We start from the raw sequence: 22,609 nt of genomic DNA, 5'->3' as shown, positions 1-22,609 counted from the left end.
CAGATTCAAATGTCGCACTCATTCCGGACGCGCGCCCGAAACTCCTTACGGATCCTTTCGTTTTCCTCATCGTCAACGAAAACACGCTCGCCATCCTTATTTAATCTGTAGAGGCGGGACACTCTCTCAAGGTGTTTCATGCGCGCTATCAGGCCCTCACACCGAGCTTCCCGCTCGGCTGCCTGGGCCTCTTGCTCGGCCCGGACTTTTTTTCGAACCGCACGTTCTTTTTCGCTTTGCGCGACAAATTCGATCATCCGCTGTTTGCGCTCACTGGCAGCCGCATCCACCGCTGGCTGTGCTGTTTCCAGCTGCACCTCACTGGAAACAGCATTCGCAGGAGGCCGATCACCAAAGTGGGTCTGGCCGCTCTCATCAACCCAGCGATAGGCTTCTGCTTGGGCGACGGAAGCCACCAACAATAGAACGAGAACTATAAAGCCTTTCATCACGTGTGATCTCTGCATTGATACATTGGCACATTTTAGCCAGTTCGGGGGCATGTTGCGTAGGCATTTGATCACCCTCCCCAATAAAACGCCGGTCACAAACGGGGAATGAAGGCTTTGTAGTCTTCTTCGTTCATATTGCGCCAGTACGTCTTCGCGGTTGGTGGTGGCAGCAAGAAGAAGGTTGATCAACCGATAGAAAGATTCATCCGGTTCGGTTTAGCTCCTGAGTCTGATTGCTTTGCTCGGGAATCGAGTCAGAACGGTAGCTATGCGATCCATAATAATCACTCGAGTGACCGGGGCCAGTTTCGGGGTGTCGCCGTGCTGGTAGCGGTAGTGCCAGCCTTCTTCGGCGGCCAGTCGTTCCAGAAACTGAAGGTCGGTTTCCCGGTGCCGGCTCCCGCCAACCCGGGCACACATACCCGGGCGACGGGACACAGTTTAATACAAGCTGCGGGGAATTCGGTAGCCTGCAAGTAGCTGCTGTGTGAACGGGTTGGTATTACTGGCCGCATGCAGGCGGTAACGCATCTCGCCATCATCCACTTTGAACATCACGTCCACCGCGTTACTACTGACGCCAGTGATATCTGCTTTATCCAACAACCGGAACAATGCCCAGGGGCCATTTTCCGAAATACTCCTGGGCGAACGGTTGACCTGTACCGGCACCAAAGTAATTCGGCTTTCTACCGCATCCCGCAAGGTATTGGGCCATACCAAAGGTATGCTCTGGCGCGGCCCATGAGAGAACTCCACCAGTTGGCCATCAAGATTGACAACGGCTCGGCGCTTATTATTGGAGAGGTTCAAAGGCTCCAATGCAAACTCTACATCCAGAGTTCCGCTTCGCGTAAAGAACGCCTGGCGAATCTGTCGTGCCCGGTTCAGTGCAGCAAGTACATCCCGACGCACCAGGCTTGCTTTACGGGCATCGCCCACCTGTTCAGGGTGATCTTCCAGGAACAGTTTCAGGTTGTCGTTGTAGAAGTTTTCCAGTATGCCGTCCGGTGCGAAAAATCGCTCAAAATCCTGCAGGGCAGCGTCCCGACCCGCTTCGGAGGCAAATGGGTAGTGGCGAGCCAGATTCTGCTGGAATGGCTGATACACCTCCCTGTACCACTCTCGCTCAAGCTGAGCCACAGCCTTATCAAGCACAACCCGCCAGCTCTCGGTCGCAAGGCGATTCAACAAGCGGTTCAACGGCTCTGGCTGATGGCCTGCCATGCGCTGTAAAGTGAATATAGGGTCTGCACCCTGAAGCCCCATGCGCGCTCGCGCTGCGCTCAGTGCTGCTTTACCAGCATCCGGCGACTCCTGAATACTGCGCATATATTCGTGCAGTTCCGTGACCACCACCATAATTTCATCCAGCCCCGTCGGATGATCACCTTGTTTTCGCGTTAACTGATTCAGTTCATCAAACTGGCGCTCGATATCCTGGAGCATTCTGAAATGAGGTGACTCCTCAAGCAGCTTCCGGGCTATTTCGGCTTCGCCCTCACCCACAGGAATCAGGCGAGTATTATTCTGAATCTCACCTAAAAAGCGGGCCAACGGTTGGTGGCCGCTGGTGAGGCTTTCCAGAATACGCACCCCATGATTGAGATCTGTAAACCGGTGAATGTCGACTCGACTCAGCGCAGTGCGCCAGGTGTTTGCGTAGTTCTCTGCATACAGGGTTTGCAGGCTGGCCAGTAATTCAGCTTCGTCCGCTTTACTGAAGTCAACGTCATTCCGGCGCCCAAGCACCCAGGCATCAACCAGCGCCAACTCGGTCACAGAGCCAGATTTACGCAGGAACCACTTCTCCAGCCCCTCTCGCGTCAACAACATATCGATTGCGATGGGGTCCTCTTCAGTTGGTAGTTCTCCGGCAAGTGGTTCCCCATATGCATCAACTCGGGTGAACACGGTGGAAAATGCCGGGCCCGAACTGCGCGCCAACTCCAGAGGCGACTGCAATTCCCGGCGCGCTTCTGCCTCCAGATCCTGGTAAACGCGGTCCGGTGTACTGATGCGACCCAGTTCATGCTGCGCCCACTGAACACTACTGCGGAACGGTGCCAGCGCCATAATTGCAGCCTGGTCACCTTCTGCAGCCATTCCAGCCAGATTGGTATGGGTCATGGCGTACTGTAAATGGCTGTACAGGCGATTTTGCACATCCCGCTGACCGGGGAATCGAACTTGCCAGTATTCCCGCATGTACGCAAAGACAATATCGCTGCGACGCCCGCTCTCATCGTACATCATGCGAAGCACTCGCAAGTGCTCCAGCCGTTCCGTACTGTTGTCGGGTGCCTGGCCCATTTCTTCCATCACACCGAACATCAAAGTCGGCAGATATTGATAGGCCAGCATGTCCAGATAGGCTGTATCAACTTCCGGCCCGACTTTATGGCCCTGATACAGTCCCATATCGGTGACCAACGGCCATTCCTTGCGGTAGTCGCCGAAAGCCAGCGTGGCTTCCCGCAGTTCATCCAGTGGCTGGAGCAGGTTTCGGCCAGTACTGTCTGGCTCGTAACCCACAGGCTGCCAGTTGTTGAGGAAGGAGTTAACCCGGTTTTCCACCTGGACAGCGGCTTCAGCATTTTTGATAAAATAGTGCTGCCAGCCGGCAGTTATGCCAGCTCCGGCACAAAGGGCAACCATAGCCGCGAACGCAACCTTCCTGCGGCGCTTGATCACAACCTTGCGATTGTCACCGGCCAATCCTGCTTCCCGATAAATTACTTCAGGAAACAGATCTTTGGTAAACAAGCTGACAGACTGCCCACTGCGCTGGGCCGGTTGAATGGGGCTGCTGATCTGGTAATTGCGGGCCGCTGCAGCCACAAAGGCATCTTCCGGCACACCTTCCTGAAGAACGGAGGTGAAATAGGAACCTCGGACCAGGGCCGGGGTTGAAAAGGCATCGGCTGACAGCAGGTCACTGAGAAATTGCTCAATGGCCGGCTTAAGCCCGGCCAGTTGACGGGTAAACGAATATACGGCAGCCCGTTCTTCGGGATCTCGGGTATCTGAAAGTACATCCGGTAAGCGCTGGCTTAACTCGTCCACCATTTGTGCATATCGGTCAGCAAACTGCTCAAGCCATTGGTCATGGTCTTGCTGGCTCTCCAGCCGGAAAGTAAAGCCAAGTGCTTTCTCTTTTTCCAGCTTCGACAAGGTGCGAACAAAAGGCGTAAAACCGTACAGCAGGTCCATTTTCGTGAAGGTGACATACACTGGCAGGCGTGAGCCTAGTTGCTCCATCAATTCCCGCACGCGCGTCCGCAGCAGAATCGCCTGGGCTTGACGTTGCTGATCGCCCTCGGCGCTCAGTCGAGCCAAATCTACAGCCAGAATAATACCGTTCAGAGGACGTTGCGGCCGGCTGCGTTCCAGCCAGCCGATAAAGTGGTTCCACAACCGATTCTGAATTTCGCTCGTGGCACCTTCGCCCTGGTTTTGACTCAGCAGCTCACCATCCGGATCAATCAGTACGCCGTGGTCACCAATCCACCAATCAAAACCAAAGGGGTTACGCTCTCTCCGATTGTTACGGGTGACATTGGTTAGTGTGTAGGTTTGCCCCGAACGTTGAATCAAGCTGGTTTTACCGGCATCTTCCAGCCCCATCACCAGATACCAGGGCAAGCGATACAGCCCTTTGCGACCGGGCAAATTGCTTTTTAGTGCCTGCAACTGCCGGTCGAGCAGGCGTTGCTGCCGCCGCTCCATGGGCAGAATCGGATCTTCCTGCTCCTGTTGCTCAGCGGCCTTGGCCTTGTTGACCTTACCCAAGCGACGAGCCAGGGCCATGCCCCAGAACATCACGACCAACAGAATCACTCCAAGGGTAACCAGAGCCCGCATTTGCCAGGCAACCAAAGGGTATTCATCATTAATTTCCAGGCGAGGGCCAAGCCACCAGGTTGCCACCAGCAGGGCAATAAGGCTCAACACGAGAACAACCGGAGCAGCGTTCCGGAGGTACGGCAGAAGCCAACGTCCAATGAGTAATGCTTTTCTCCACATGGTATCCATTCCTGCGTTTAATGCGGACGGGCGTTACGCCAGTCGTTCCATTTGTTTGATAAGGCCTGGTTCCCAGTTTTCGAGAATCAGCCCGCGAACCTGCCCCTGCAGATCCTGAATCTGTTGTGCCGCCATGGCTTTCAGGCCGGTTTCTTTCATCAGCTTTGCAATAGCCAGACGCCAGTAGAATTGCTCCCGAGGCTCCCGGGCATCGGCCAGCCCCTGTTCCAGGAGTTCCAACGCAGATGACAACTTGTTTTTCTGCGCCAATTCGAGGGCGCTATCCAGCGCCTGCTCCCAGGGATTGGTTCCACCACCACTGGCCCCGGCTGAAACGGGAACCGTGTGCATCCATTCCGCAGCCTCTTCACTGAGAAACGGTGTTTGGTCATTGAAGGTCAACTCTGCCAATTGCGGCAACTGTTCAACAAAAGCCTTCAAGGCTTCCCTGATTGCTTCAGCACAACGGCTTTTACCTAAAGCCTGGGCCACGCGAGCGCTCAGCCAGTGGCCGTCCAGCCAGAACGGACTTACCGATAAACTCTGCTCAATGCGTTGCCACAACTGGTTATCTGGCAATTTATCCAGCGCTTCTTTGTAATCCGCTACCCGGTCTGCGCTGACAGCAGCCAAATCTGTACGTTTGCCATCCCGGGTTGGAGGCAGGCTGGTGATACTCTGCCAGATGGCATAACGGCGAACCTGGTAACCCAGCGGGTTGCCTGGCTCGATACTGGTCAGCCATTCCGCAACTTTCAGTAAACTCTGGCGGGTAGCCCGCTCATTGCCCGGGTCCAGAGTGAGACTCCCCAAAGCAGCAGAGGCCGTACTGGAAGTAGGTTGTTTGGCCGTCGGTGCGACCTGAGTACTGGCCACACTGTCTGTCTCAGCATCAGAGGGCATCGGGTTATTGGCGTCCTGATCCGGTTTCGGCAGTTTCTCTACCGCCCGTTTTAAATCAAACAGCGGGTCATCCGGCAGGCCTCGCTGTTTCGCCTGGTCATCGAGTTTGCTAATCAGATCCAGACAAAATTGACGTCCGTCGCCTACGCTGGCGTCAAAGTCCAAACCTTCGACGCTTTTCAATGCCCTCTGCAACATCTGGTTAAACAACATTTTACGAGCCCGTTGGCCCTTTGCGCCGGGAAAGGGCCAGGCCTTTTCCCACCAGTCATCCAGCACCCGGTGCAGCACGTAAAGGGACAAGGCAAAGCGCTCACCATCGCCGCCCCGCTGCAAGGCCAACATCAGGAAACCCAGCACTTTGATATCTTTGCTACGATCTGCCAGCAGTTGCAGCGATTCGCTTTCAACCCTGTTCCAGTTGATGTCGTTGTGGGCCAGCGAGCCTACTTTCCTTACTTCGTCTTCCAGAAATTCCAGTACGCAGTCATCTTCAAGACTACCACCGGTACTGGAATCTCCCGGAATAGCGGTGAGTATTTGATCGACGTAAGGATGCTGTTCGATTAACTGCATGAGGCTCCCTCCTTACCAGCCGCAAGCTTTTCGTAACGGCTTGATAGCGTCTTCATAGCCGCTCAGGTCAAACAACAGACCATCCAGTTCCGGTGCATTGGCGTGAATTCTGGCGTCGGGCTGGCTGGCTACCCCCGACACCAGCCGAATGGCGGGCAGACCTCTACCGGCACTTACCACTAAGCCTTCGTCCCGCACTCGCCATTGGCTGCGCTCCGAGCCCAGAGTTACGTCAACCCGCTCCAGGCCTGTCGGTTCGGGTAGCATCACCATCAGCTCGGTGATGTTGTTATGGCACTGCAGCGTCAGCACCGGCCGTGGAGGCTGAGTACCCAGGGCCGTAACCGTCACAAGATGCCCGGCCACTGTGCCGGTATTCCGATAAATCACGCCTCCGGTGTCATCATGACCTGACTGTGCAAAAGCCTGGCGCCAGCGCTCAGATTGATGAATTACCACCGCCTTTGTGCCTTCTTCATAGCGAGCCAGTGGTGTGCCAAACACCTCATCAAAACAGGCCAGCCTTGCCAGCCGGTTGGCTTCTTTCGAGCAGGTTTCCGCTCTGCTCAGACGCAGATCAGCCAAGCTGCTGCTGCTCGCCAACAACAGCACCAGACCAAGCAGGCCATGTTGGATTTTCTCTTTCAGGGTCATACGTCGGTTACCTGATACTTCAGACATTTATGGGCCAAGGTACGCTTGGGCAAACCCAGGCTTTCGGCGGCTTGTGCGCGGTTGCCGTTGTATTGCCGCAGGCGATCTCGGATAATCGCTGCCTCAAACGCCTGCGCCGCGGCTTTCAGGTCACGAATTTCGTCGGTCATCGGCACACCGGGCATGATGTGAGCTTCTGCTTCAGCATTTATGGGCCGGCAGGTATCCGAGAGTGGATCATCGAGCCTTAAGGCTTCAGGCTGAATATCGTCACCCTCCGGGGTTTGCAGGCACGCGAGTTCGATGATATTGCGCAACTCCCGCACGTTGCCCGGAAAGTTATAGCCTGCCAACGTATGCAGGGAGTGACTGCTGATACCGAGAGGGCCACTGCCTTCGCGCTCGGTGTATAAGCCAATGAAATGGCGACTCAGAGCTTCCAGATCTTCGGTCCGCTCACGCAGCGGAGTCACACGTAGCGGGAACTGGCTCAGGCGGTAAAACAGGTCCCGACGGAACACGCCCTCTTCGATGCCCTGCTGCAAAGGCTGATGGGTAGCAGCTACCACACGAAAATCTGAATATTGCTCTTCCCGGGCTCCCAAAGGCCGGAACTGTCGGCTTTCGAGGACTCGCAACAGTTTGGATTGCAACGCCATAGGCATGTCGCCGATTTCATCCAGAAACAGGGTTCCTCCATTGGCCTGGGCCAGCAGGCCATCTTTGGCTTGATCCGCGCCAGAGAATGCGCCCTTGGTGTGACCGAACAATTCGCTCTCCAACAGGGTGTCTGGAATGGCCGCACAATTCACCACCACCAGAGGCCCACTGGCGCGGTCAGACATATCGTGAATACCTCGGGCAACGACGTCTTTGCCACAACCAGTTTCACCCTGGATCAACACTGACAGCTGGCTACCCGCCGCACGCACCACCTGGGCCCGGAGGTTGGCCATGGCTTCGGAATCACCCACCAGGGTGCAGGCCAGCTGCCTGCAGCGCTGGCGCAGGCTTTCAGCATCGTGCAGGTGGTCGAGGGAGCGCTTGAGCAGCCGCCGTTGCCACACCTGATCACGGGTTTGCAACTGGCTGATCCATTGATGCACCAGTAGCTGCTTGAGCCCGCTGTACAGTGACTGAGCAACGATGCCTTGCCAGTCAGGGTGATCGCCGCAAAGTACAAGCATGCCAAGGGTCCGGCCGTCTTCGCCTTTGAGGGGTTCCAGCCAGAAGCTTCTCGGGCGGCCACTAAGTTCCAGGAGCGTCTGGAAGCCGGCATGGTCCAGGCGATAGCTGGCAGCACGGGTGAGCTCCCTCGGCTGGCCTGTCTGCAGCACGTGGGCGAAGGGGTGGCTGAAGTCGTTACAATCAAACTCGCCCGCTTCGTCCAGTTTGCTGCAGTGCAGGGTCCGGCCGCTGAGGTCGAGTTCCAGCGCCCAGCACTTGCTGAGTCCGAAGGCATGTTCGAGTTGCCGGGTGGCGGTGTCCAACAGCGCTGTCAGCGTGTCCTGTTTGATCAGTGCCACGGCCAGATCGATGCCGGTGTGCAGTTCCTTCTGCATCCTTCCCATGTTTCTGTTTCCAAAATGATTACTTGGGAGTTCGTCGCCCGCGCATCCTGCGGGGTGGCTTTCCAAAACACGCTGTGAATACATCCCTGTACGCTCCGCTCCGCCCTCACTGCTTACTGCTCCTGCGTCGCAGTGAGGGTCCTGTCTTAGCCATCCCTGGCCAACCCGTGAAGGGCTTTCACCCTTCACCCATGGCTCCGCAGGGTTTTGGAAAGCTATCCCCCACGGTGCGTTACGATTCAGGAAGCCTCCAGGCTAAGCGACGATTCCTGTGAATTTGTTTTCTTCCACACCCAGTGTGACCTTCGTCACCGGCTCCCTGGCCGCCAGTTTTTCCAGCAACGCCAGCGACACCGGTGGCAGCAGTTCGCCTTCAATGATCGACTCCAGCATCCGCGCGCCGTTTTCACTTCTGGTGGCGCGGCTGCGGATAGCTTCGACCAGGCCGTCTTCCAGTACCACCTCGGTGTGGTAACGGGCTTGAATCTGGTCAGCCAGACGCTGGAGTTTGTCGCCAACGATGCGGTTGAGGGTGTCTTCACCCAGCGGCAGGTAGGGCACCACTTCCATCCGCGCCAGCAACGCCGGCTTGAAGAAGCTGGCCAATTCCGGATACAGGGCTTCTTCGATCTTCTCCGGCTCGTCGGCGTGGTTGACGATGGTCTGGAAGCCGAGGTTGGAGGTCAGGAAGAAGACCACGTTTTTGCAGTCGATCAACCGGCCTTCACCGTCGGCCAGTTCGCCTTTGTCGAAAGCCTGGTAGAAGAGGTTGAGCACTTCCGGGTGGGCTTTTTCGACTTCGTCGAGCAGCACCACGGAATAAGGCTTCTGGCGGATGGCTTCGGTAAGAATGCCGCCTTCGCCAAATCCGACGTAGCCTGGGGGTGAACCGATCAGGCGGGAGACGGTGTGCTTCTCCTGGTATTCAGACATGTTGATGGTGGTGAGGAACTGGCGGCCACCATAGAGCAGTTCGGCCAGTTGCACCACAGTTTCGGTTTTACCTACGCCGCTCGGTCCCACCAGCAAAAAGGCACCCATCGGGCGGCCTGGACGACGGAGATCAGCGCGGGCGGTGAGCAGGTGCTGGTGCAGGCAGCTAATGGCGGTGTCCTGGCCTTTGATATGGGCCTGCAGATACTCCGGCAAATGGGTGATTTTTTCCAGCTCGTCGGTGGTCATGCGATTAACCGGGATGCCGGTCCAGTCAGCGATGACTTCGGCCACCTGGCGTGCGTCCACCCGGGCGTGTACCAACGGTTCGTCGGCCTGGAGTTCAGCCAGTTCCTGTTCGATGGCGGCGGCTTCGCTTTTCAGGTCCGGGCGCTCTTCATGATCGCTCTCGGCTAACTCAACTGCAGCGTCATCGGTGGTTCGGCCCTCAATATCCTCCGCCAACAGCTGTTCGCGGACCTCGACCAATCGGGCAACAAGTTCGCGCTGATCATTCCAGCTTTGTTCCAGCGCTTCGGATTCAGAGGTTAAGTCAGCAATCTGTTGCTCCAGGGTCTGCTCCCGCTCGGCATCCACGTTCTGGCCAAGCGTGTGTTCCCGGTTCAGAAGCTCCAGCTCCTGGACCAGCTGATGCAGTTCACTTCGCACATGGCTGAGACGGCGTGGCGGTGTGCTCAGGTTCAGGCTGACTCGGGCACAGGCAGTATCCAGTACGTCGATGGCTTTGTCCGGCAGCTGGCGACCGGCCAGGTAACGGGCGGACATTTCAGCAGCCGCTTTCAGGGCGCTGTCAGCGATCAATACGTGGTGGGCCTTTTCGTAGACCGTGCGCAGGCCTCGGAGGATGTAAACGGCTTCACCCGGTGTCGGCTCATCCAAAGCCACCGGCTGGAAGCGACGGCTAAGAGCCGGATCTTTTTCGAAGTATTTCTTGTACTCGCGCCAGGTAGTAGCAGCGATGGTGCGCAGTTCGCCCCGGGCCAGAGCAGGCTTTAGCAAGTTGGCCGCATCCGAGCCACCTTCATTGTTACCTGCGCCGATCAGGGTGTGGGCTTCATCGATAAACAGGATAACTGGGATAGCCGAACCTTTAACGGCTTCAATCACGCCCTTCAAGCGTTTTTCAAACTCGCCCTTCACCGAGGCACCAGCCTGCAGGGCACCCATATCCAGGGTCCAAAGTTCGACGTTCTTCAGGCGGTCCGGCACATCGCCGTTAACGATACGCAGGGCGAGCCCTTCAACCACAGCACTTTTGCCCACCCCGGCATCGCCCACCACGATGGGGTTGTTCTTGCGGCGACGGCACAGAATGTCGATCATCTGATCGATCTCGGCATCCCGACACACCACGGGGTCCAGTTTGCCTTCCCGGGCCAGCCTGGTGAAGTCGGTGGCGTAACGTTTGAGCGGGTCCATATCGGCCTCAACCGCTGGATTGGCACCACCGCTTTCCATCAGCTGCGGACGTTCCACAGAACCCTCGGTTACCCGATCAAACTGCTTGCGCAGCTGTTCCCGGTTGATGTCCACTAATGCCTGGGCGACCCGGGGCATCAGGTATCGGTCAGCGTTCATCAACAGCGCCAGAAACACCCCCCCTGAGCGAAGTTCCGTGTGGCCCAGTTCAGCCGAGGCCAGCAGCCAGGCATCCTGCATCAGCTCTACCAGCAGCGGTGAGAACGACGGGTACGGCTCAGCGGTTTGCGGTTCGCCATTCAGGCTGTCACCCACCACGGGCTGCAGTTGCTGGTGGTTGATGCCCGTGTGTTCCAGAATCTGGCGCACATCCGAGAACGGGGTTTCCAGTAATTTAAACAGAAGGTGCGCCGGGGTGATTTCCGCACCCTGACGACTGATACACAGGGCCGCTGAGGCTTCCAGTGCCTGGCGTGAAATGTCGTTCAGGCGCCCGATCAGCGCCGGCAGTTCTACCCGAATCACAGTGATATCCTTATTTTGGTAGTTGGTCCAGAACGCTGAGCACATCCCTGATGCGTTCGTTCAGCGCCACGTTATACAAGTGGTAAATGCCCGCCATCGCTGCGATAAACAGACCTCCAATACCCCAGACTGGCAAGCCGCTGCGCAAACGGTTACGAGCCGGAACCACGTTTTCTGAGGCATCAGCCAGCGGCCGTGGATCCCTGTCGCCTCTTAGGTCTCGTAACTGCTCATACAGACCACGTACAATCTGATCGTATTCTTCCCGACCGTTTTCCATCACCTTGTAACGACCTTCAAAACCCAGGCACAGGCACAGATAGATAAAGCCGAGCATATCCCTGTAACGCTCCGGCTCTTTCTCCATGCGAGCCAGAATGGCGAAGACTTTTTCCCCACCCCAGGTTTCGTTGTGGAATCGCGATAGCAGAGAATGCTGGGACCACACACTGTGAGCCCCCCAATCAGTCCCCAGCACTGCTTCGTCGATGAAAGCACACAATACATAACGGTAGGCCACAACGGTGGGACGCTCATACCCCTGCTCGACCAACTCTCGGTCGATAGCGGCGACCTCGTCCAGTACCTGCTGGTACAGACTTTCCACATCCCGGAAGTCCGCCAGCCGGCGAACCCGGATAACCAGACCCAGTAACGATGTGGCGGCATCGATCAAGCGGTTTTCTTCCAGCCCTCTAAGCTGAAAAGCTGTGTTATTAAACTCTGGCCGGTCGCCGGTATTCCCGGAGCCCGCAAACAGAAGTTCACTGAATGCACGATCACCCGAATCCGTGGTGCTACCTGGTCCATCCATTACCGGTGCATCTGCCATGATTTAGCTCCTGATTGCCCAGAATTGCATCTCCAGCCCCGGATAGCTGCCCGCCACATGGAAGGCGAAACCGCTGGCGTTGTCGAGCATCTGCCAGGCCTGGCTCTGATCATCCAGCCGGAAGTACACAAAGCCCGCATGATAAGGCAATTGGCGCGGGGCTACCGGCAGTGCGGACAACGGAATGCCCGGCAGCTGCAGGCTGATAAGGTCGCGAATTTTCTCCACCGAGGCCACCTTGCACTGCTGAGTAAACTGTTTGCGCAGGTCGTCCAGCGGCATATCGGATTTGACCGCCAGAATAAACTCGGCATCGTTGATTAGCTGACTGTCCTGCACCGGTGCAACGGTCAGTCCGTACTGACGCTGCTGCAGAGAAATAGACAGGGCCCGTGGTTCCAACACTGTGCTCAGAGCCTGACGCAAGACTTGCATAAGTGGGCTGAAACAGCCCTCCGGAAGGTCATGGTCGTAGGAGATAAACTCACGTGGCATACGGCTTTCATCAGTGAAGGTCACCAACTCTCCACACAGCTCCAGCAAGGCTTCGTAGAGCCTCTCCGGATGCAACTGACGCAAACGTGCCAGATGCATAAACTTCGGGTGCGCCCGATTCAACAGTTGCAGCAGCATGAAATCTGAGACATCGGCAACACTACCCTGGCCTGGCGCGCCCACGCGCTCAGCAATATTGCGGGCGCGCTCCTGCATCAAGCCTGACATTTCACCCACAAACCGGTGCAGGCGTGGCGCTGAACGCACACTGAGCATGGTTGGCAGGAAATGGGGGTCCATCACCAGGCTGCCATCCGGGCGTTTTTCCAGAATCCGACCAATAGCCAGTGCCGCGTAGGCGCTTCGGTCTTCCCGTTCCAGCATCAGCCGTGGCGCCACTCGCCCGACATCAATGCTATAGGTATCACCGTCGACCGAATGCAGGTCTCGGATTTCAACCGAGAGCGCACGAAACCGGCCAGCGACAGGGCCATCTGGCCACTCCACTTCGGCCAGAGAGTCACTACCCAATGGCAGAGCCAGGTACACCACCTGGTTGGCTACCGAGGCATCCGTGATTTCCAGCGGATCAGGCATTACATCATCTTGAGGCAGATTGAATCGGGTGCCATCCGGGAACAACCCGGATGCCCGCACCAACCCGATCCGGCCAAAACTCAGATACTCGGCATTCAGCTCCAGATTACTGAAACCGTATAAGTAATCTGAGATCGCCAAAGCCCGTTCATTGATCTGGTGCTCAAGATATCGCTGCTGTTGCTGGAAGTGTTGCGGCTTGATGAAGAGTCCGTCACTCCAGACTACCCGATTGATTGCAGTCATCAGCTTTCATCCGAAGGTGTCAGTTTCACTTCCCGCTCACGCAGGTTTACCAGCAGGTGATAAGTACCTCCGATCGGATTAACCTTCACCACTTTTTTCCACTGGGACAAGTTGGGGTAGGCATAAAAGGCAATCACCCCGATAAACCGCGTGTCTTCGCTGATTTCAAAAGGTTCGACAAACTTGAACTGGCCAGGCACCAAGGTGTAATCGCTATGATCCACGTAGTTCCGCCCGAGCGAGCCCTCAAGGTTGTTCAGCAACTGATCGAAGTCACCCGCCATCAACAACGAACTGTCCCGCAATTCGATGATCTGAAACGCGATCGGCGTCGGTGCCAAAGACTGATTCGGGTTTACACTCGGTTCCGCAAGCATGGTGAGATCCACAAGAGTGGGCTGATCTTCCGGATAGCCCACAGGGATATCAGGGTCCCACAGCACTTTGGCCGTTTTGGTAACTGCGTTATAAGGGGTACTGCACCCCACCAGAAATATCACAATAGTCAGCAAGCTCCATTTGCAGTAATTCACAATCAACTTTCCCTCTGTAATTGGCGCAAGTGTTGGTCGTATGCCTGGTCGAACACTTCCTGAAACAGGCGTTCAAAACCCTGCTGACGACTGGACCTCAGCTCTTGGTAATAGTGTTGGTACATGTTCCAGGCCCAGCGGCCCTCGTCTTCGTTATCCTGCAAGCCCCGGCGATAGCCGTGGAACCTGCGCAACAACGCTTCTGGCGAAAAGGCATGAAGTATCGCTTCCAGCGCTTCACGGATTGCCTCCTGCGTTGCCTGTTGGTGATGATTCAGGCTCTCCAGGCTCTCCCTCACGGCGGCCGGGGCAGACAGATGAACCGGGCTTCGCTCGGCGGCAAACAGTGCCCGGATGGTACCGGCGTAGTCATTGCCTAACCGCAACGGGTTATCTTCGATAGGTTGAAGCCGGGTGCGCAGAGCTCGATGCCGGGTGTCTTCGCCCATATGTAGTGCCAGCAGACCATTGACAGCCGCCTTCAGAGTCTGGCCGGCTTCTTCAAGAAACAGCCGCATGTCATCACTGTCGGCAAAATCAATTTCAGTGCCCAGGCCACGCATCAGAGGAGCCCCGCTGATGTGCTGACGGCTGGCATCCGGACCCGGTACCTTGCTCTCTGACATTCCGTGTCGCTCCTTTGTTACGTATCTGTTATTGCAGCTATCTGGCTGCTGCCAAGACGCCAGCGGATCCGTGTTTTGCACGTTATCATCTGATGCCTTAAGACCTTCCAGAGGTTCACGGCCTTCAGATACATCCTGTTCATGCCCGGAACGACGTAACTCACCATCGCCAACATCCACAAGCTGATGATCCAGCCCCTCCTCTCCCTCAAACCATGACGTTCCAGAAGAACAATCATGGAGCTCTGCTCTCATCTGGTAGCGCCCGATGGTCACCGTGTCACCATGGCTAAGGCGTGCGCGACGCCCCCGCCCAACGGGTTGACTACTGCTGTTGATGAATGTTCTGCCACTACGGTCAATCAGGCAAAACTCACCATCCAGATAACGCACCTCAGCATGGCCAGGCACAGCGCCCGTGCGATGTGGAGACAAGCGCCAGGTATCATTAGCCGCCGTTCCGATAGAGCCACCTGTCGAGCTGAAACAATGCTCGATACTGGCCCCCCCGCTGATTTCCGTGGGGTTGGTGATCACCAACGTCAGTTCTGCTCTCTGTTTTGCCACGTCTCCGGCTCCTTGCCTTAACGTCGAATCTGGATTCGCACCGCAGGGCGCACACTGGCCCGTTCCGGTGTCACAAATGAGTTCCAGCCCAGGCGCACATCTTCGCCCAGCTGCATCGGCCGGATATCCTTGGGGCGCATCGCCAACTCCAGGTCATAGGCCAGCTGTTCGCGGGTCGCAAATTCCACCAGTTTGAGCAACCGCTCATGCTCTGCCCCGTTCGGCAGAAAATCAGCAAAACGTTGTCGGGTCAGGTTACGTAGCCGAAGAATAAATTTGCCACTACGATCCCGAATGCTGGAGCCCAGCAGCGTGTCGTACCCAAGGCTGGCACTGTTTTGGCCCAGTCGGGTTTGCTGGTCTTCCGCAATCACCACTTTGCGCAGTACCCATTGCTCAATGCTGACATCATCGAGATCAAAGCAATGAGCAATCATCCCGCTGACCACTTCCGGGGAGCGACTTCGCCCTGCCATCAAACCGGCATAGGCCAGCATTTTCGACCAGTTTACCGGCGTCGCTTCCCGTAAGCGGCGGTCACCCAATCCGGTCAGGGAAAACACCAGTTCAGAAAACCCGTCACTGGCACCTGGCTGGAACCGGACGTAATACCGGTATTTGCGCCACGCCCTATGAAACAGAGTCACCAGCCGGTGATTAAAGAAGTCCAGAAAGTGCCGGCGCACCCCCAGATTCTGGCCAGCTTCCCAGGCCATATCTTCCAGGTAATACCCCGGCAATGGCGACTGAGAGCCGTGTAACCCAAGAAAGCTGACTTCCATTTGATAGGGCGCGTGCTCATGCTCTGGCGATAATGCCGACACGACATCACTACCCGGAAAACCCAGCCCTGCCGACGCTGAAAAACGGATACGCTCCTGCAAGGGGTCGCCCGAACCTGAGCGTTCCAGATCGTCACCATGGTGTCGGTGAATAAGATCAACCAGCTGAAAAAAGCTGTAGCGCCTCGCGTTTCCGAGAATGGGTTCCAGCCCGGCTACATCAGCGGCTGCTGACCTTGCTGTAACGTCCATGTGTACCGTTCCTTATTCTCTGTATTCACCACTTCCAGCTGGTGAAAGGCGTTAATACTGGCGTAAAGCGCAAAAAACTGGCTTAACACCGAGCCAAACAGGTATAAATCCCCTTCACTGGCAAAGTTCTGCTGATCCAGCGTCAACACGGAGCGTATGCCACGTACAGGTAACCCCCGGATCATCCGGTCCACCGGTTGAGTCGTTATTTCGCGGATACCCGCCAGCCGTTTCTGGGAGACCCGCTCCGCCTGACGATCAACCAAAGCCCGAAAGTCATACACACGCAACACCGTACGCAGAGCATCCACATCCAGCATGGACAGGTAGTTCAGTGAAAGATTGGAGATCAACGTCCACAACAAGCTACCGTCCAGTGTTGGCCGCAAGGTGGCTGTAGGCCGGGTGATGTTACTGAAAGAGGCGAAGGCCGGCGTAGTTTCCGTAGCCATACAAATCTCGCCTACCGCCAGTTGCTGAGGCAATTGCCGATTAGTACAGGTGAGCGTCAGAGAAACCGCTTCCTGTCGGTTCATACAGTCGGACTCATCCCCCCGAACAAAGGCGATGTAGTGATCAAAGCCGTCACCCCGGACGCTTTCCCGGGTGCGCACCCGGTAATACAGTGCGGCACGGCCACGATCCCGCTCCACTTCATGCTGGAAGCTTTCAAACCCGGTATAGATACGCGGCTCACCGCGGCCAGAGCGGCCTTCCAGCCAACCTTCAACCTGTTCAATGCTGAACACTTCATAGTGCTCAGGGCAGCGACTGGACGGTGAAATCCGATACTCGGTTTCCCGGCCGTTCAGGTCTACCGGCTCACCCTCATGGCGGAACAGGTTTACCGCAGGTGTACAGTAAAGCTGCATGGAGTCGCGGGTTACCCGAGTGTCCGGAGGCAACATACGGCTAAAATGGAAACGAAGGCTGACTTCATCCGCTTGTACCGATGGCAACCGTAATTTCAGGCCGGTGACATCGATAAACCTGAATGTCTCCGGAAAGCTCAGGTATTCCTGAATAATCCGGTAACCTGCATAGGCATTTTTCGGATAGGGCAAAATGGCCTCTTCTGACGCAAACCCGACAGGCTTCAGCAGAGACGGTGGCAAGTTATAAACACTCTCCCCCACCACCAACTCCATTCGGCTGAGGTAGTGATTTAGCCACAGATACAAGGTTTCAGCCGTATGGTTATCACCACCCAGATAAAAACGCAGACATTCAAGACTCAGCGTGTTCAGGGGCTGATCGGTGTGCAAGGCCAGGTCTACAGAGACAGAAGATACCTCCCGTGAATGTTCGGCGTGAGCCTCTGCCACGCTGATTGGGAAAATATCTACGGCCCGGCAGGTTCGGAACCGGCACTGGGTCTGGCGGCTGGATTCGCCCACAGGTCGGCTTTTGATTTCGGTATGACGCTCAACCCGCTGACGTTCACTGATAGCGTGAAGCTGTGGGTCAAAACGCATAATGGTGCAACTTGGCACTGGCCGCAGGTAATTAGGCCAGAGCATGTTTAGCAGCGAGTGCGTAAGCTCCGGAAATTCGTCTTCAACTTTTTCTCGCAGCTTGCCGGTCAGGAAGGCAAAGCCTTCCAAAAGGCGTTCTACATCCGGGTCGGTGCTTTGTTCAGATAAAAATCGGGTGAGCTGCGGATGTGCATCGGCAAATTCCCTGCCTTGCCGCCGCAAAAAGTTCAACTCATCCCTGTAGAACCGATTCAACTTCATAAATACTGCACCAGTCTGACTCCGGGCGGATTCATGCTATCCGGTAGTACCGCTTTTCATCTAAAACCAGGTCTATTGTGGTTCTGTCATCACTTCCTGTGACGCTCAGATAAACCGTAACCTGAAACTTCAACTGCAATGGGTTTGGGCCCGGCGGCAACGCCACCACGTCCACCCGTTTCACTCTGGGCTCAAACTTCTCGATACACTGACGGATCGCCCCGCGAATCTGGATACTCAGATCGTGAGTACCCAGGGTGGCGTCGTTGAAATCCAGCAAGCCCAGGTCCGGCACGCTTGCGCTGTTGCCTGGATGAGCGTTCAGCAAGCGCACTAAATGGCGTTTGATGGATTCCACCACATGAGTCACTTCTCCCATGCCTTGCCCCGCGGGGGCAGCAGCCTGCTCGAGTCTTTCGAACAGGCTGCCTGTGTTGCGAACGCTGTCAGTCGCAGTGTCGCCAAACACGGATTAATCCTTGTCCAGCCGGCCAACCAACGAGAGTTCGAAGTTCGCACCCATGTACTTAAAGTGCGGGCGTACTGCCAGCGAGATCTGGTACCAGCCCGGGTCACCCTCTACATCAGACACTACAACCTGCGCGGCACGCAGTGGGCGACGACTGCGAACTTCGGCCGGCGGGTTTTCCTGGTCTGCCACGTACTGGCGGATCCAGGTATTCAGCTCACGCTCCAGATCCTGACGTTCTTTCCAGGAACCGATCTGTTCACGCTGTAGCACTTTGATGTAGTGAGCCAGGCGGTTCACAATCATCATGTAAGGCAACTGAGTACCCAATTTGTAATTGGTTTCCGCCTCCTTACCCTCTTTGGTATTCGGGAACTGCTTAGGCTTCTGCACCGAGTTGGCCGAGAAAAAGGCTGCGTTGTCACTGCCTTTGCGCATGGTCAGGGCGATGAACCCTTCTTCAGCCAATTCGTATTCACGACGATCAGTGATCAGAACTTCCGTCGGGATCTTCGCTTCCAGCTGACCAAAAGATTCGAAGGTATGTACAGGCAGATCATCAACCGCACCGCCGCTTTGTGGGCCGATGATGTTCGGGCACCAGCGATATTTGGCGAAACTGTCCGTCAAACGGGTGCCCAGCAAGTAAGCCGTATTGCCCCACAGGTAGTGCTCGTGATCACCTGAGACGTTTTCTTTGTAGTTAAAACTGCGCACGGGATTTTCTGTCGGGTCATAAGGCGTACGCAACAGGAAGCGCGGTGCCGTCAGGCCCAGATAACGAGCATCTTCAGATTCGCGCAGAGAGCGCCATTTAGCATATTTCGGTCCCTCGAATACTGCGCTTAGCTCTTTAATAGCCGGCAGCTCCTGATAGCTATCGACACCAAAGAAAGATGGCGCTACCGAAGACAGAAAGGGTGCGTGAGACATAGCCCCCACTGAAGACACATACTGCAGCAACTTCATGTCTGGCGTCGCCGGACTAAAAGCATAGTTGCCAACAATGGCACCAACAGGCTCGCCACCAAACTGACCATATTCTGCAGCGTAAACATGCTTATAAAAACCGGTCTGGGTAACGTCCGGAGCAAATTCAAAGTCTTCCAGCAGTTCCTGTTTGGTTGCGTGCAGAATGTCTACCTTGATGTTTTCTCGGAATTCAGTGCGATCGATCATCAGCTTCAGCCCACGCCAGGAAGATTCCAGTTCCTGCAGCTTCGGAGCGTGCAAAACTTCATCCATCTGAGCGCTGATCTTGCGGTCCAGTTCTACCACCATCTGGTCCACGAGGGCCTTATTGACCGGCTGGCCTTTTTCATCGCTTTTCAATAGGTTGGCAATAAAGGTTGCGACACCCTTTCGGGCAACATCGTAACCTTCATCGGCCGGCGCCATGCGGCTGTTGGCCATAACCTGGTCAAGCAGAGAGCCCTCTGCCACGGATTCGGAGGCAGCAGATTGCTGCACAGCAGTATCAGACATACCACATCCCTTCAGTACGTAATTGATAATTGGTGTTGGTTGTACCCGGTTCCGGAAACGCGATTACTCGCCGCTTTCAGTCGCCAGTTCCAGCTCAGCCAGCAGCGATTCCCGGGCGCTGTCGTTATCCAGCAACTCCTGAAGCTTGGAGCGGAATGACGGAACGTTACCGAGAGGGCCCTTGAGGGCAACAAGCGCTTCACGCAGTTCAATCAGCTTTTTCAGCTCAGGAACCTGGCGCGCGATGCTGTCAGGGGAGAAATCTTCCAGCCCTTCTATCTGCAGGTTAACCGGCAGGTCATCAGCATTGTCTTCAAGCTTGTTGGGTACAGAGGTAGAGATAGTAAGCCCAGCTTCCTTCATAACAGAACGGAAGTTGTTCTTATCAACAGAAATGGCTTTACGGTCTTCAATGGGGGTTTCTTCAGCATGCCCCTTGAAATCACCAACCACGAACATCTTCAGCGGCAGTTCAGTTTCAGCCTGCTGATCTCCTGTAGCGGGGACATACTTGATATTGATGCGCTCTTTTGGCGCGACAGAACCATCTTTGCCAGACATGACGTGCTCCCTGTGCAATTCATTTGCAGCGTATTTCAGTCCTTTATGCCTGCCTTCCTAGCAGACAACGGCAGGAACTTTACACCGGAGCCCGGACTTTCTCAACCAACAACTGGCCAGAAATGGCTCAAAATGAGGACTTGGGCAAACTTTTGCCAGATCGCCATAATGCCAAGTCTGACGCTGTTTCAGTCAATGACGGAAGTGATTGCCGCAGCTATACTCCGGAATCGTTAAGGGAGACAACCTTTCAATCCAAGGAGCACAACAATGAGTGACCTGAAAACAAAATTTGAAGAGTCGGTAAACTACATCAAGACCGCCGATGGCGATTTCCAGCCATCAAATGAACTGAAACTCGAATTCTATGCCCTGTACAAGCAAGCCACTGAAGGTGACGTTTCCGGCAAGCGCCCGGGCATGATGGATTTCGTTGGCCGCGCAAAATACGACGCGTGGGAGAAACTGAAAGGTGCCTCCAGCGATGAAGCCATGCAGAAGTACATCGATAAACTGGAATCCCTTAAGTAAGCCGTTCGAGTAACCTGCCGGCACCTGCCGGCGGGTCCCCGCTTTTTTATCACCTTGTCCTGTCTCTGTATTTTTGCGCCTTTCACACGTTTGTCATATGATGCGCGCAACATAAGAACAACAAATCATACGGAAGAACCTAAAATGGACATCACTGAAGCGCTGGAGCAATCACGCCCCGGCATGGTAAACCTTGTTCAGGTTGCCATCCGAAAACGTGAACTCAACCAGCGGGCAGAACAGACCTACCTGCACTGGATCAGCCGTTTTATGCTGTTTCACGGCCTGAAGGACCCAGATAGCCTGGCACAAGAAGACCAAACTCTGTTTCTTGGCTACCTGAGTGAAAAGGTACGAGTATCAAGGGCAAGGCTTAATCAGGCAAAGCATGCGCTCGCCTTCTTCTATGAGGATGTACTGAACAAAGCCGCCCAACCCGATACCGCTGCAGCCTGAAGCTACGGCAGTTAAGGGCGCTCTGTCATATTCACATTGAGCGCGTCGTAGGTACGATTTGTAGGCTGGCGAATCAGGTAGTTGTTACTGTGTGTCTGACCAGGCACCACCTTAGGATTCTCGAAGCGAATATCCACCGGAATTTCAGACCGGCCCAAATCGGTTCGCTCATCTCTCGGCTGAAGCGCCAGTGGATCGAGATAGAAATCAGCATCTTTGCCTGACTGCACAGGAACACCCGCTGCCGGAGCGGCCAGACCACCCTCTATAATCGTATTAGCGAGAGCCTCTTCCTCAATGGAATTGAATGGAATGGTATGAATGGTTGAGCGCTCTTCGTACTCAAAAGCGGGCACTTCAGAGGGTTCCGGCTGAGCAAAGGCCATCCCTGAAACAATCAATCCCATCGACAGACCTGCACAACCTACTATAAGACCCGGCTTTGTGACTTTTCCAGCGAGTTGATTCAAGGCATCCATGACAGCTTTCCTGATTTATTATTCGCACCCCACCCATCAAGAGTGACAATATTCAATCAGTGTATAGCCAAACTTTACACTTCGCTCAATAAAAAGACTGTTTTGTGACAACTCTCACTTGTCGGACAATCATGCGCTATAACGAATATCTGTAATCAAAACCGTTTTCCAGCCCTCTGGCGTCCTCACAGACACTTCATCATCCAGATGTTTACCTATCAACGCTCTGGCCAGAGGTGCATTAATGCTCAGATAGCCTTTGCTGAGATCAAATTCATCTGCCCCCACCAGCCGATAAGATTGTTCATTACCCTCGTCGTCTTCAACGGTTACCCAAGCACCGAAGTACACACGGCTCTGATCCTCCGGCAGGCGATCCACCACCGTCAGCTCATCCAGTCGTTTGCTGAGAAAGCGCACTCTTCTGTCGATTTCCCGCAACTGCTTCTTGCCGTATATATACTCTGCATTTTCAGAGCGATCACCTTGCGCAGCAGCTTCTCGCACAGCTTGAGTCACCTCCGGTCGCTTAACCTTCCACAAGTACTGTAGCTCTTCGCGTAAGGCGCGCTCCCCTTCAGGGGTAATGTAGCGAGGAGCATGCCCGGGAGTCGCTGTCGTTTTCACCATGTCGCGTTATGTCCAGCCTGGCTCAGAAGTTTTGAGGCAAAAAAAACCCCGTGAATCACGGGGTATAAGGCTAGCGCTGTGCTGGAGGAAGAAGCAAGCTTGTTGCGGACCAGCTCCCTCACCTACACCTCTATTCTGCATGATGCGCATTACCCTGCCGTGGCCACCAGGTTACCTTTTAGCAAGACAAGCCTTTCGGCGGACACCTGAAATTAGGTTGCACACTCTAGCCTCGATCGATAGCGTTCATAC

20 protein-coding genes are annotated in these 22,609 nt (G+C 55.3%); 2 read left to right on the top strand and 18 right to left on the bottom strand.

Annotated elements, in window-relative coordinates; translation table 11 throughout:
* Window positions 1-5: 5 nt before the first annotated feature.
* From ABYA77_RS01780 to tssB, 16 genes are all read right to left on the bottom strand, one after another.
* Window positions 6-449: a DUF4124 domain-containing protein gene (locus tag ABYA77_RS01780; protein WP_372964213.1), complete on the bottom strand. Its 444-nt coding sequence runs from the start codon at window positions 447-449 to the stop codon at window positions 6-8.
* A 219-nt stretch (window positions 450-668) separates the two neighbouring features.
* Complete coding sequence (locus tag ABYA77_RS01775; protein WP_372964275.1) at window positions 669-890, bottom strand: hypothetical protein; 222 nt, start codon at window positions 888-890, stop codon at window positions 669-671.
* A 3-nt stretch (window positions 891-893) separates the two neighbouring features.
* Window positions 894-4,487 (bottom strand): type VI secretion system membrane subunit TssM, encoded by a 3,594-nt coding sequence (tssM, locus tag ABYA77_RS01770; protein WP_372964212.1) that lies wholly within the window; start codon window positions 4,485-4,487, stop codon window positions 894-896.
* A gap of 24 nt (window positions 4,488-4,511) precedes the next feature.
* Window positions 4,512-5,957 carry a type VI secretion system protein TssA gene (gene tssA, locus ABYA77_RS01765; RefSeq protein WP_372964211.1) on the bottom strand — a complete coding sequence of 482 codons (1,446 nt, stop codon included), beginning with the start codon at window positions 5,955-5,957 and terminating at the stop codon, window positions 4,512-4,514.
* Between the two features lie 12 nt (window positions 5,958-5,969).
* A complete protein-coding gene (gene vasI / locus ABYA77_RS01760) occupies window positions 5,970-6,611 on the bottom strand; it encodes a type VI secretion system-associated protein VasI (RefSeq protein WP_372964210.1) in 642 nt (213 codons plus the stop codon).
* Window positions 6,608-8,173: a sigma 54-interacting transcriptional regulator gene (locus tag ABYA77_RS01755; protein WP_372964273.1), complete on the bottom strand. Its 1,566-nt coding sequence runs from the start codon at window positions 8,171-8,173 to the stop codon at window positions 6,608-6,610. Before ABYA77_RS01755 ends, vasI begins: the two co-directional genes overlap by 4 nt.
* Window positions 8,174-8,437: 264 nt before the next feature.
* Window positions 8,438-11,125, bottom strand: a complete 2,688-nt coding sequence (gene tssH, locus ABYA77_RS01750; protein WP_372964209.1) for a type VI secretion system ATPase TssH — start codon at window positions 11,123-11,125, stop codon at window positions 8,438-8,440.
* The gene (gene icmH, locus ABYA77_RS01745; protein WP_372964208.1) at window positions 11,091-11,912 is read right to left on the bottom strand and encodes a type IVB secretion system protein IcmH/DotU; all 822 of its coding nucleotides are present in this window, start codon (window positions 11,910-11,912) and stop codon (window positions 11,091-11,093) included. The genes tssH and icmH overlap by 35 nt, the downstream gene beginning before the upstream one ends.
* A 3-nt stretch (window positions 11,913-11,915) precedes the next feature.
* A complete protein-coding gene (gene tssK, locus ABYA77_RS01740; protein ID WP_372964207.1) occupies window positions 11,916-13,250 on the bottom strand; it encodes a type VI secretion system baseplate subunit TssK in 1,335 nt (444 codons plus the stop codon).
* Complete coding sequence (tssJ, locus tag ABYA77_RS01735; RefSeq protein ID WP_372964206.1) at window positions 13,250-13,783, bottom strand: type VI secretion system lipoprotein TssJ; 534 nt, start codon at window positions 13,781-13,783, stop codon at window positions 13,250-13,252. The genes tssK and tssJ overlap by 1 nt, the downstream gene beginning before the upstream one ends.
* 2 nt (window positions 13,784-13,785) lie before the next feature.
* Window positions 13,786-14,976 (bottom strand): type VI secretion system-associated FHA domain protein TagH, encoded by a 1,191-nt coding sequence (gene tagH / locus ABYA77_RS01730; RefSeq protein WP_372964205.1) that lies wholly within the window; start codon window positions 14,974-14,976, stop codon window positions 13,786-13,788.
* 17 nt (window positions 14,977-14,993) lie between these two features.
* On the bottom strand, window positions 14,994-16,010 hold the full coding sequence (tssG, locus tag ABYA77_RS01725; protein WP_372964204.1) for a type VI secretion system baseplate subunit TssG: 1,017 nt from the start codon (window positions 16,008-16,010) through the stop codon (window positions 14,994-14,996).
* A complete protein-coding gene (gene tssF / locus ABYA77_RS01720) occupies window positions 15,974-17,746 on the bottom strand; it encodes a type VI secretion system baseplate subunit TssF (protein WP_372964203.1) in 1,773 nt (590 codons plus the stop codon). Before tssF ends, tssG begins: the two co-directional genes overlap by 37 nt.
* A 31-nt stretch (window positions 17,747-17,777) precedes the next feature.
* Window positions 17,778-18,215, bottom strand: a complete 438-nt coding sequence (tssE, locus tag ABYA77_RS01715; RefSeq protein WP_372964202.1) for a type VI secretion system baseplate subunit TssE — start codon at window positions 18,213-18,215, stop codon at window positions 17,778-17,780.
* A 3-nt stretch (window positions 18,216-18,218) separates the two neighbouring features.
* Window positions 18,219-19,700, bottom strand: a complete 1,482-nt coding sequence (gene tssC, locus ABYA77_RS01710; RefSeq protein WP_372964201.1) for a type VI secretion system contractile sheath large subunit — start codon at window positions 19,698-19,700, stop codon at window positions 18,219-18,221.
* A gap of 63 nt (window positions 19,701-19,763) precedes the next feature.
* Window positions 19,764-20,261: a type VI secretion system contractile sheath small subunit gene (gene tssB, locus ABYA77_RS01705; protein WP_372964200.1), complete on the bottom strand. Its 498-nt coding sequence runs from the start codon at window positions 20,259-20,261 to the stop codon at window positions 19,764-19,766.
* A 270-nt stretch (window positions 20,262-20,531) separates the two neighbouring features.
* Here tssB and ABYA77_RS01700 point away from each other — a divergent pair, with 270 nt between their 5' ends.
* The gene (locus tag ABYA77_RS01700; RefSeq protein ID WP_372964199.1) at window positions 20,532-20,792 is read left to right on the top strand and encodes an acyl-CoA-binding protein; all 261 of its coding nucleotides are present in this window, start codon (window positions 20,532-20,534) and stop codon (window positions 20,790-20,792) included.
* Between the two features lie 144 nt (window positions 20,793-20,936).
* Window positions 20,937-21,248: a phage integrase N-terminal SAM-like domain-containing protein gene (locus tag ABYA77_RS01695; RefSeq protein ID WP_372964198.1), complete on the top strand. Its 312-nt coding sequence runs from the start codon at window positions 20,937-20,939 to the stop codon at window positions 21,246-21,248.
* An 11-nt stretch (window positions 21,249-21,259) separates the two neighbouring features.
* Here ABYA77_RS01695 and ABYA77_RS01690 read toward each other — a convergent pair whose 3' ends face one another.
* Both ABYA77_RS01690 and greB read right to left on the bottom strand, forming a co-directional pair.
* A complete protein-coding gene (locus ABYA77_RS01690) occupies window positions 21,260-21,727 on the bottom strand; it encodes a hypothetical protein (protein WP_372964197.1) in 468 nt (155 codons plus the stop codon).
* A 129-nt stretch (window positions 21,728-21,856) separates the two neighbouring features.
* Window positions 21,857-22,357, bottom strand: a complete 501-nt coding sequence (greB, locus tag ABYA77_RS01685; protein ID WP_372964196.1) for a transcription elongation factor GreB — start codon at window positions 22,355-22,357, stop codon at window positions 21,857-21,859.
* Between the last annotated feature and the right edge of the window lie 252 nt (window positions 22,358-22,609).

The sequence above is a fragment of the Marinobacter sp. genome (assembly GCF_041595835.1).
Taxonomy (GTDB): Bacteria; Pseudomonadota; Gammaproteobacteria; order Pseudomonadales; family Oleiphilaceae; genus Marinobacter.
This window is presented reverse-complemented; position numbering and strand designations above follow the sequence as displayed.

What these genes read in the sequence shown, in the direction of transcription:
- tssC (WP_372964201.1), bottom strand. Translation starts at nt 19,700, where the DNA reads ATGTCTGATACTGCTGTGCAGCAATCTGCTGCCTCCGAATCCGTGGCA.
- tssF (WP_372964203.1), bottom strand. Translation starts at nt 17,746, where the DNA reads ATGAAGTTGAATCGGTTCTACAGGGATGAGTTGAACTTTTTGCGGCGG.
- tssH (WP_372964209.1), bottom strand. Translation starts at nt 11,125, where the DNA reads ATGTGCTCAGCGTTCTGGACCAACTACCAAAATAAGGATATCACTGTG.
- ABYA77_RS01695 (WP_372964198.1), top strand. Translation starts at nt 20,937, where the DNA reads ATGGACATCACTGAAGCGCTGGAGCAATCACGCCCCGGCATGGTAAAC.
- vasI (WP_372964210.1), bottom strand. Translation starts at nt 6,611, where the DNA reads ATGACCCTGAAAGAGAAAATCCAACATGGCCTGCTTGGTCTGGTGCTG.
- ABYA77_RS01700 (WP_372964199.1), top strand. Translation starts at nt 20,532, where the DNA reads ATGAGTGACCTGAAAACAAAATTTGAAGAGTCGGTAAACTACATCAAG.
- ABYA77_RS01755 (WP_372964273.1), bottom strand. Translation starts at nt 8,173, where the DNA reads ATGCAGAAGGAACTGCACACCGGCATCGATCTGGCCGTGGCACTGATC.
- tssK (WP_372964207.1), bottom strand. Translation starts at nt 13,250, where the DNA reads ATGACTGCAATCAATCGGGTAGTCTGGAGTGACGGACTCTTCATCAAG.
- greB (WP_372964196.1), bottom strand. Translation starts at nt 22,357, where the DNA reads ATGGTGAAAACGACAGCGACTCCCGGGCATGCTCCTCGCTACATTACC.
- tssM (WP_372964212.1), bottom strand. Translation starts at nt 4,487, where the DNA reads ATGGATACCATGTGGAGAAAAGCATTACTCATTGGACGTTGGCTTCTG.
- tssG (WP_372964204.1), bottom strand. Translation starts at nt 16,010, where the DNA reads ATGGACGTTACAGCAAGGTCAGCAGCCGCTGATGTAGCCGGGCTGGAA.
- tssB (WP_372964200.1), bottom strand. Translation starts at nt 20,261, where the DNA reads ATGTCTGGCAAAGATGGTTCTGTCGCGCCAAAAGAGCGCATCAATATC.
- ABYA77_RS01780 (WP_372964213.1), bottom strand. Translation starts at nt 449, where the DNA reads ATGAAAGGCTTTATAGTTCTCGTTCTATTGTTGGTGGCTTCCGTCGCC.
- icmH (WP_372964208.1), bottom strand. Translation starts at nt 11,912, where the DNA reads ATGGCAGATGCACCGGTAATGGATGGACCAGGTAGCACCACGGATTCG.
- tssA (WP_372964211.1), bottom strand. Translation starts at nt 5,957, where the DNA reads ATGCAGTTAATCGAACAGCATCCTTACGTCGATCAAATACTCACCGCT.
- ABYA77_RS01690 (WP_372964197.1), bottom strand. Translation starts at nt 21,727, where the DNA reads ATGGATGCCTTGAATCAACTCGCTGGAAAAGTCACAAAGCCGGGTCTT.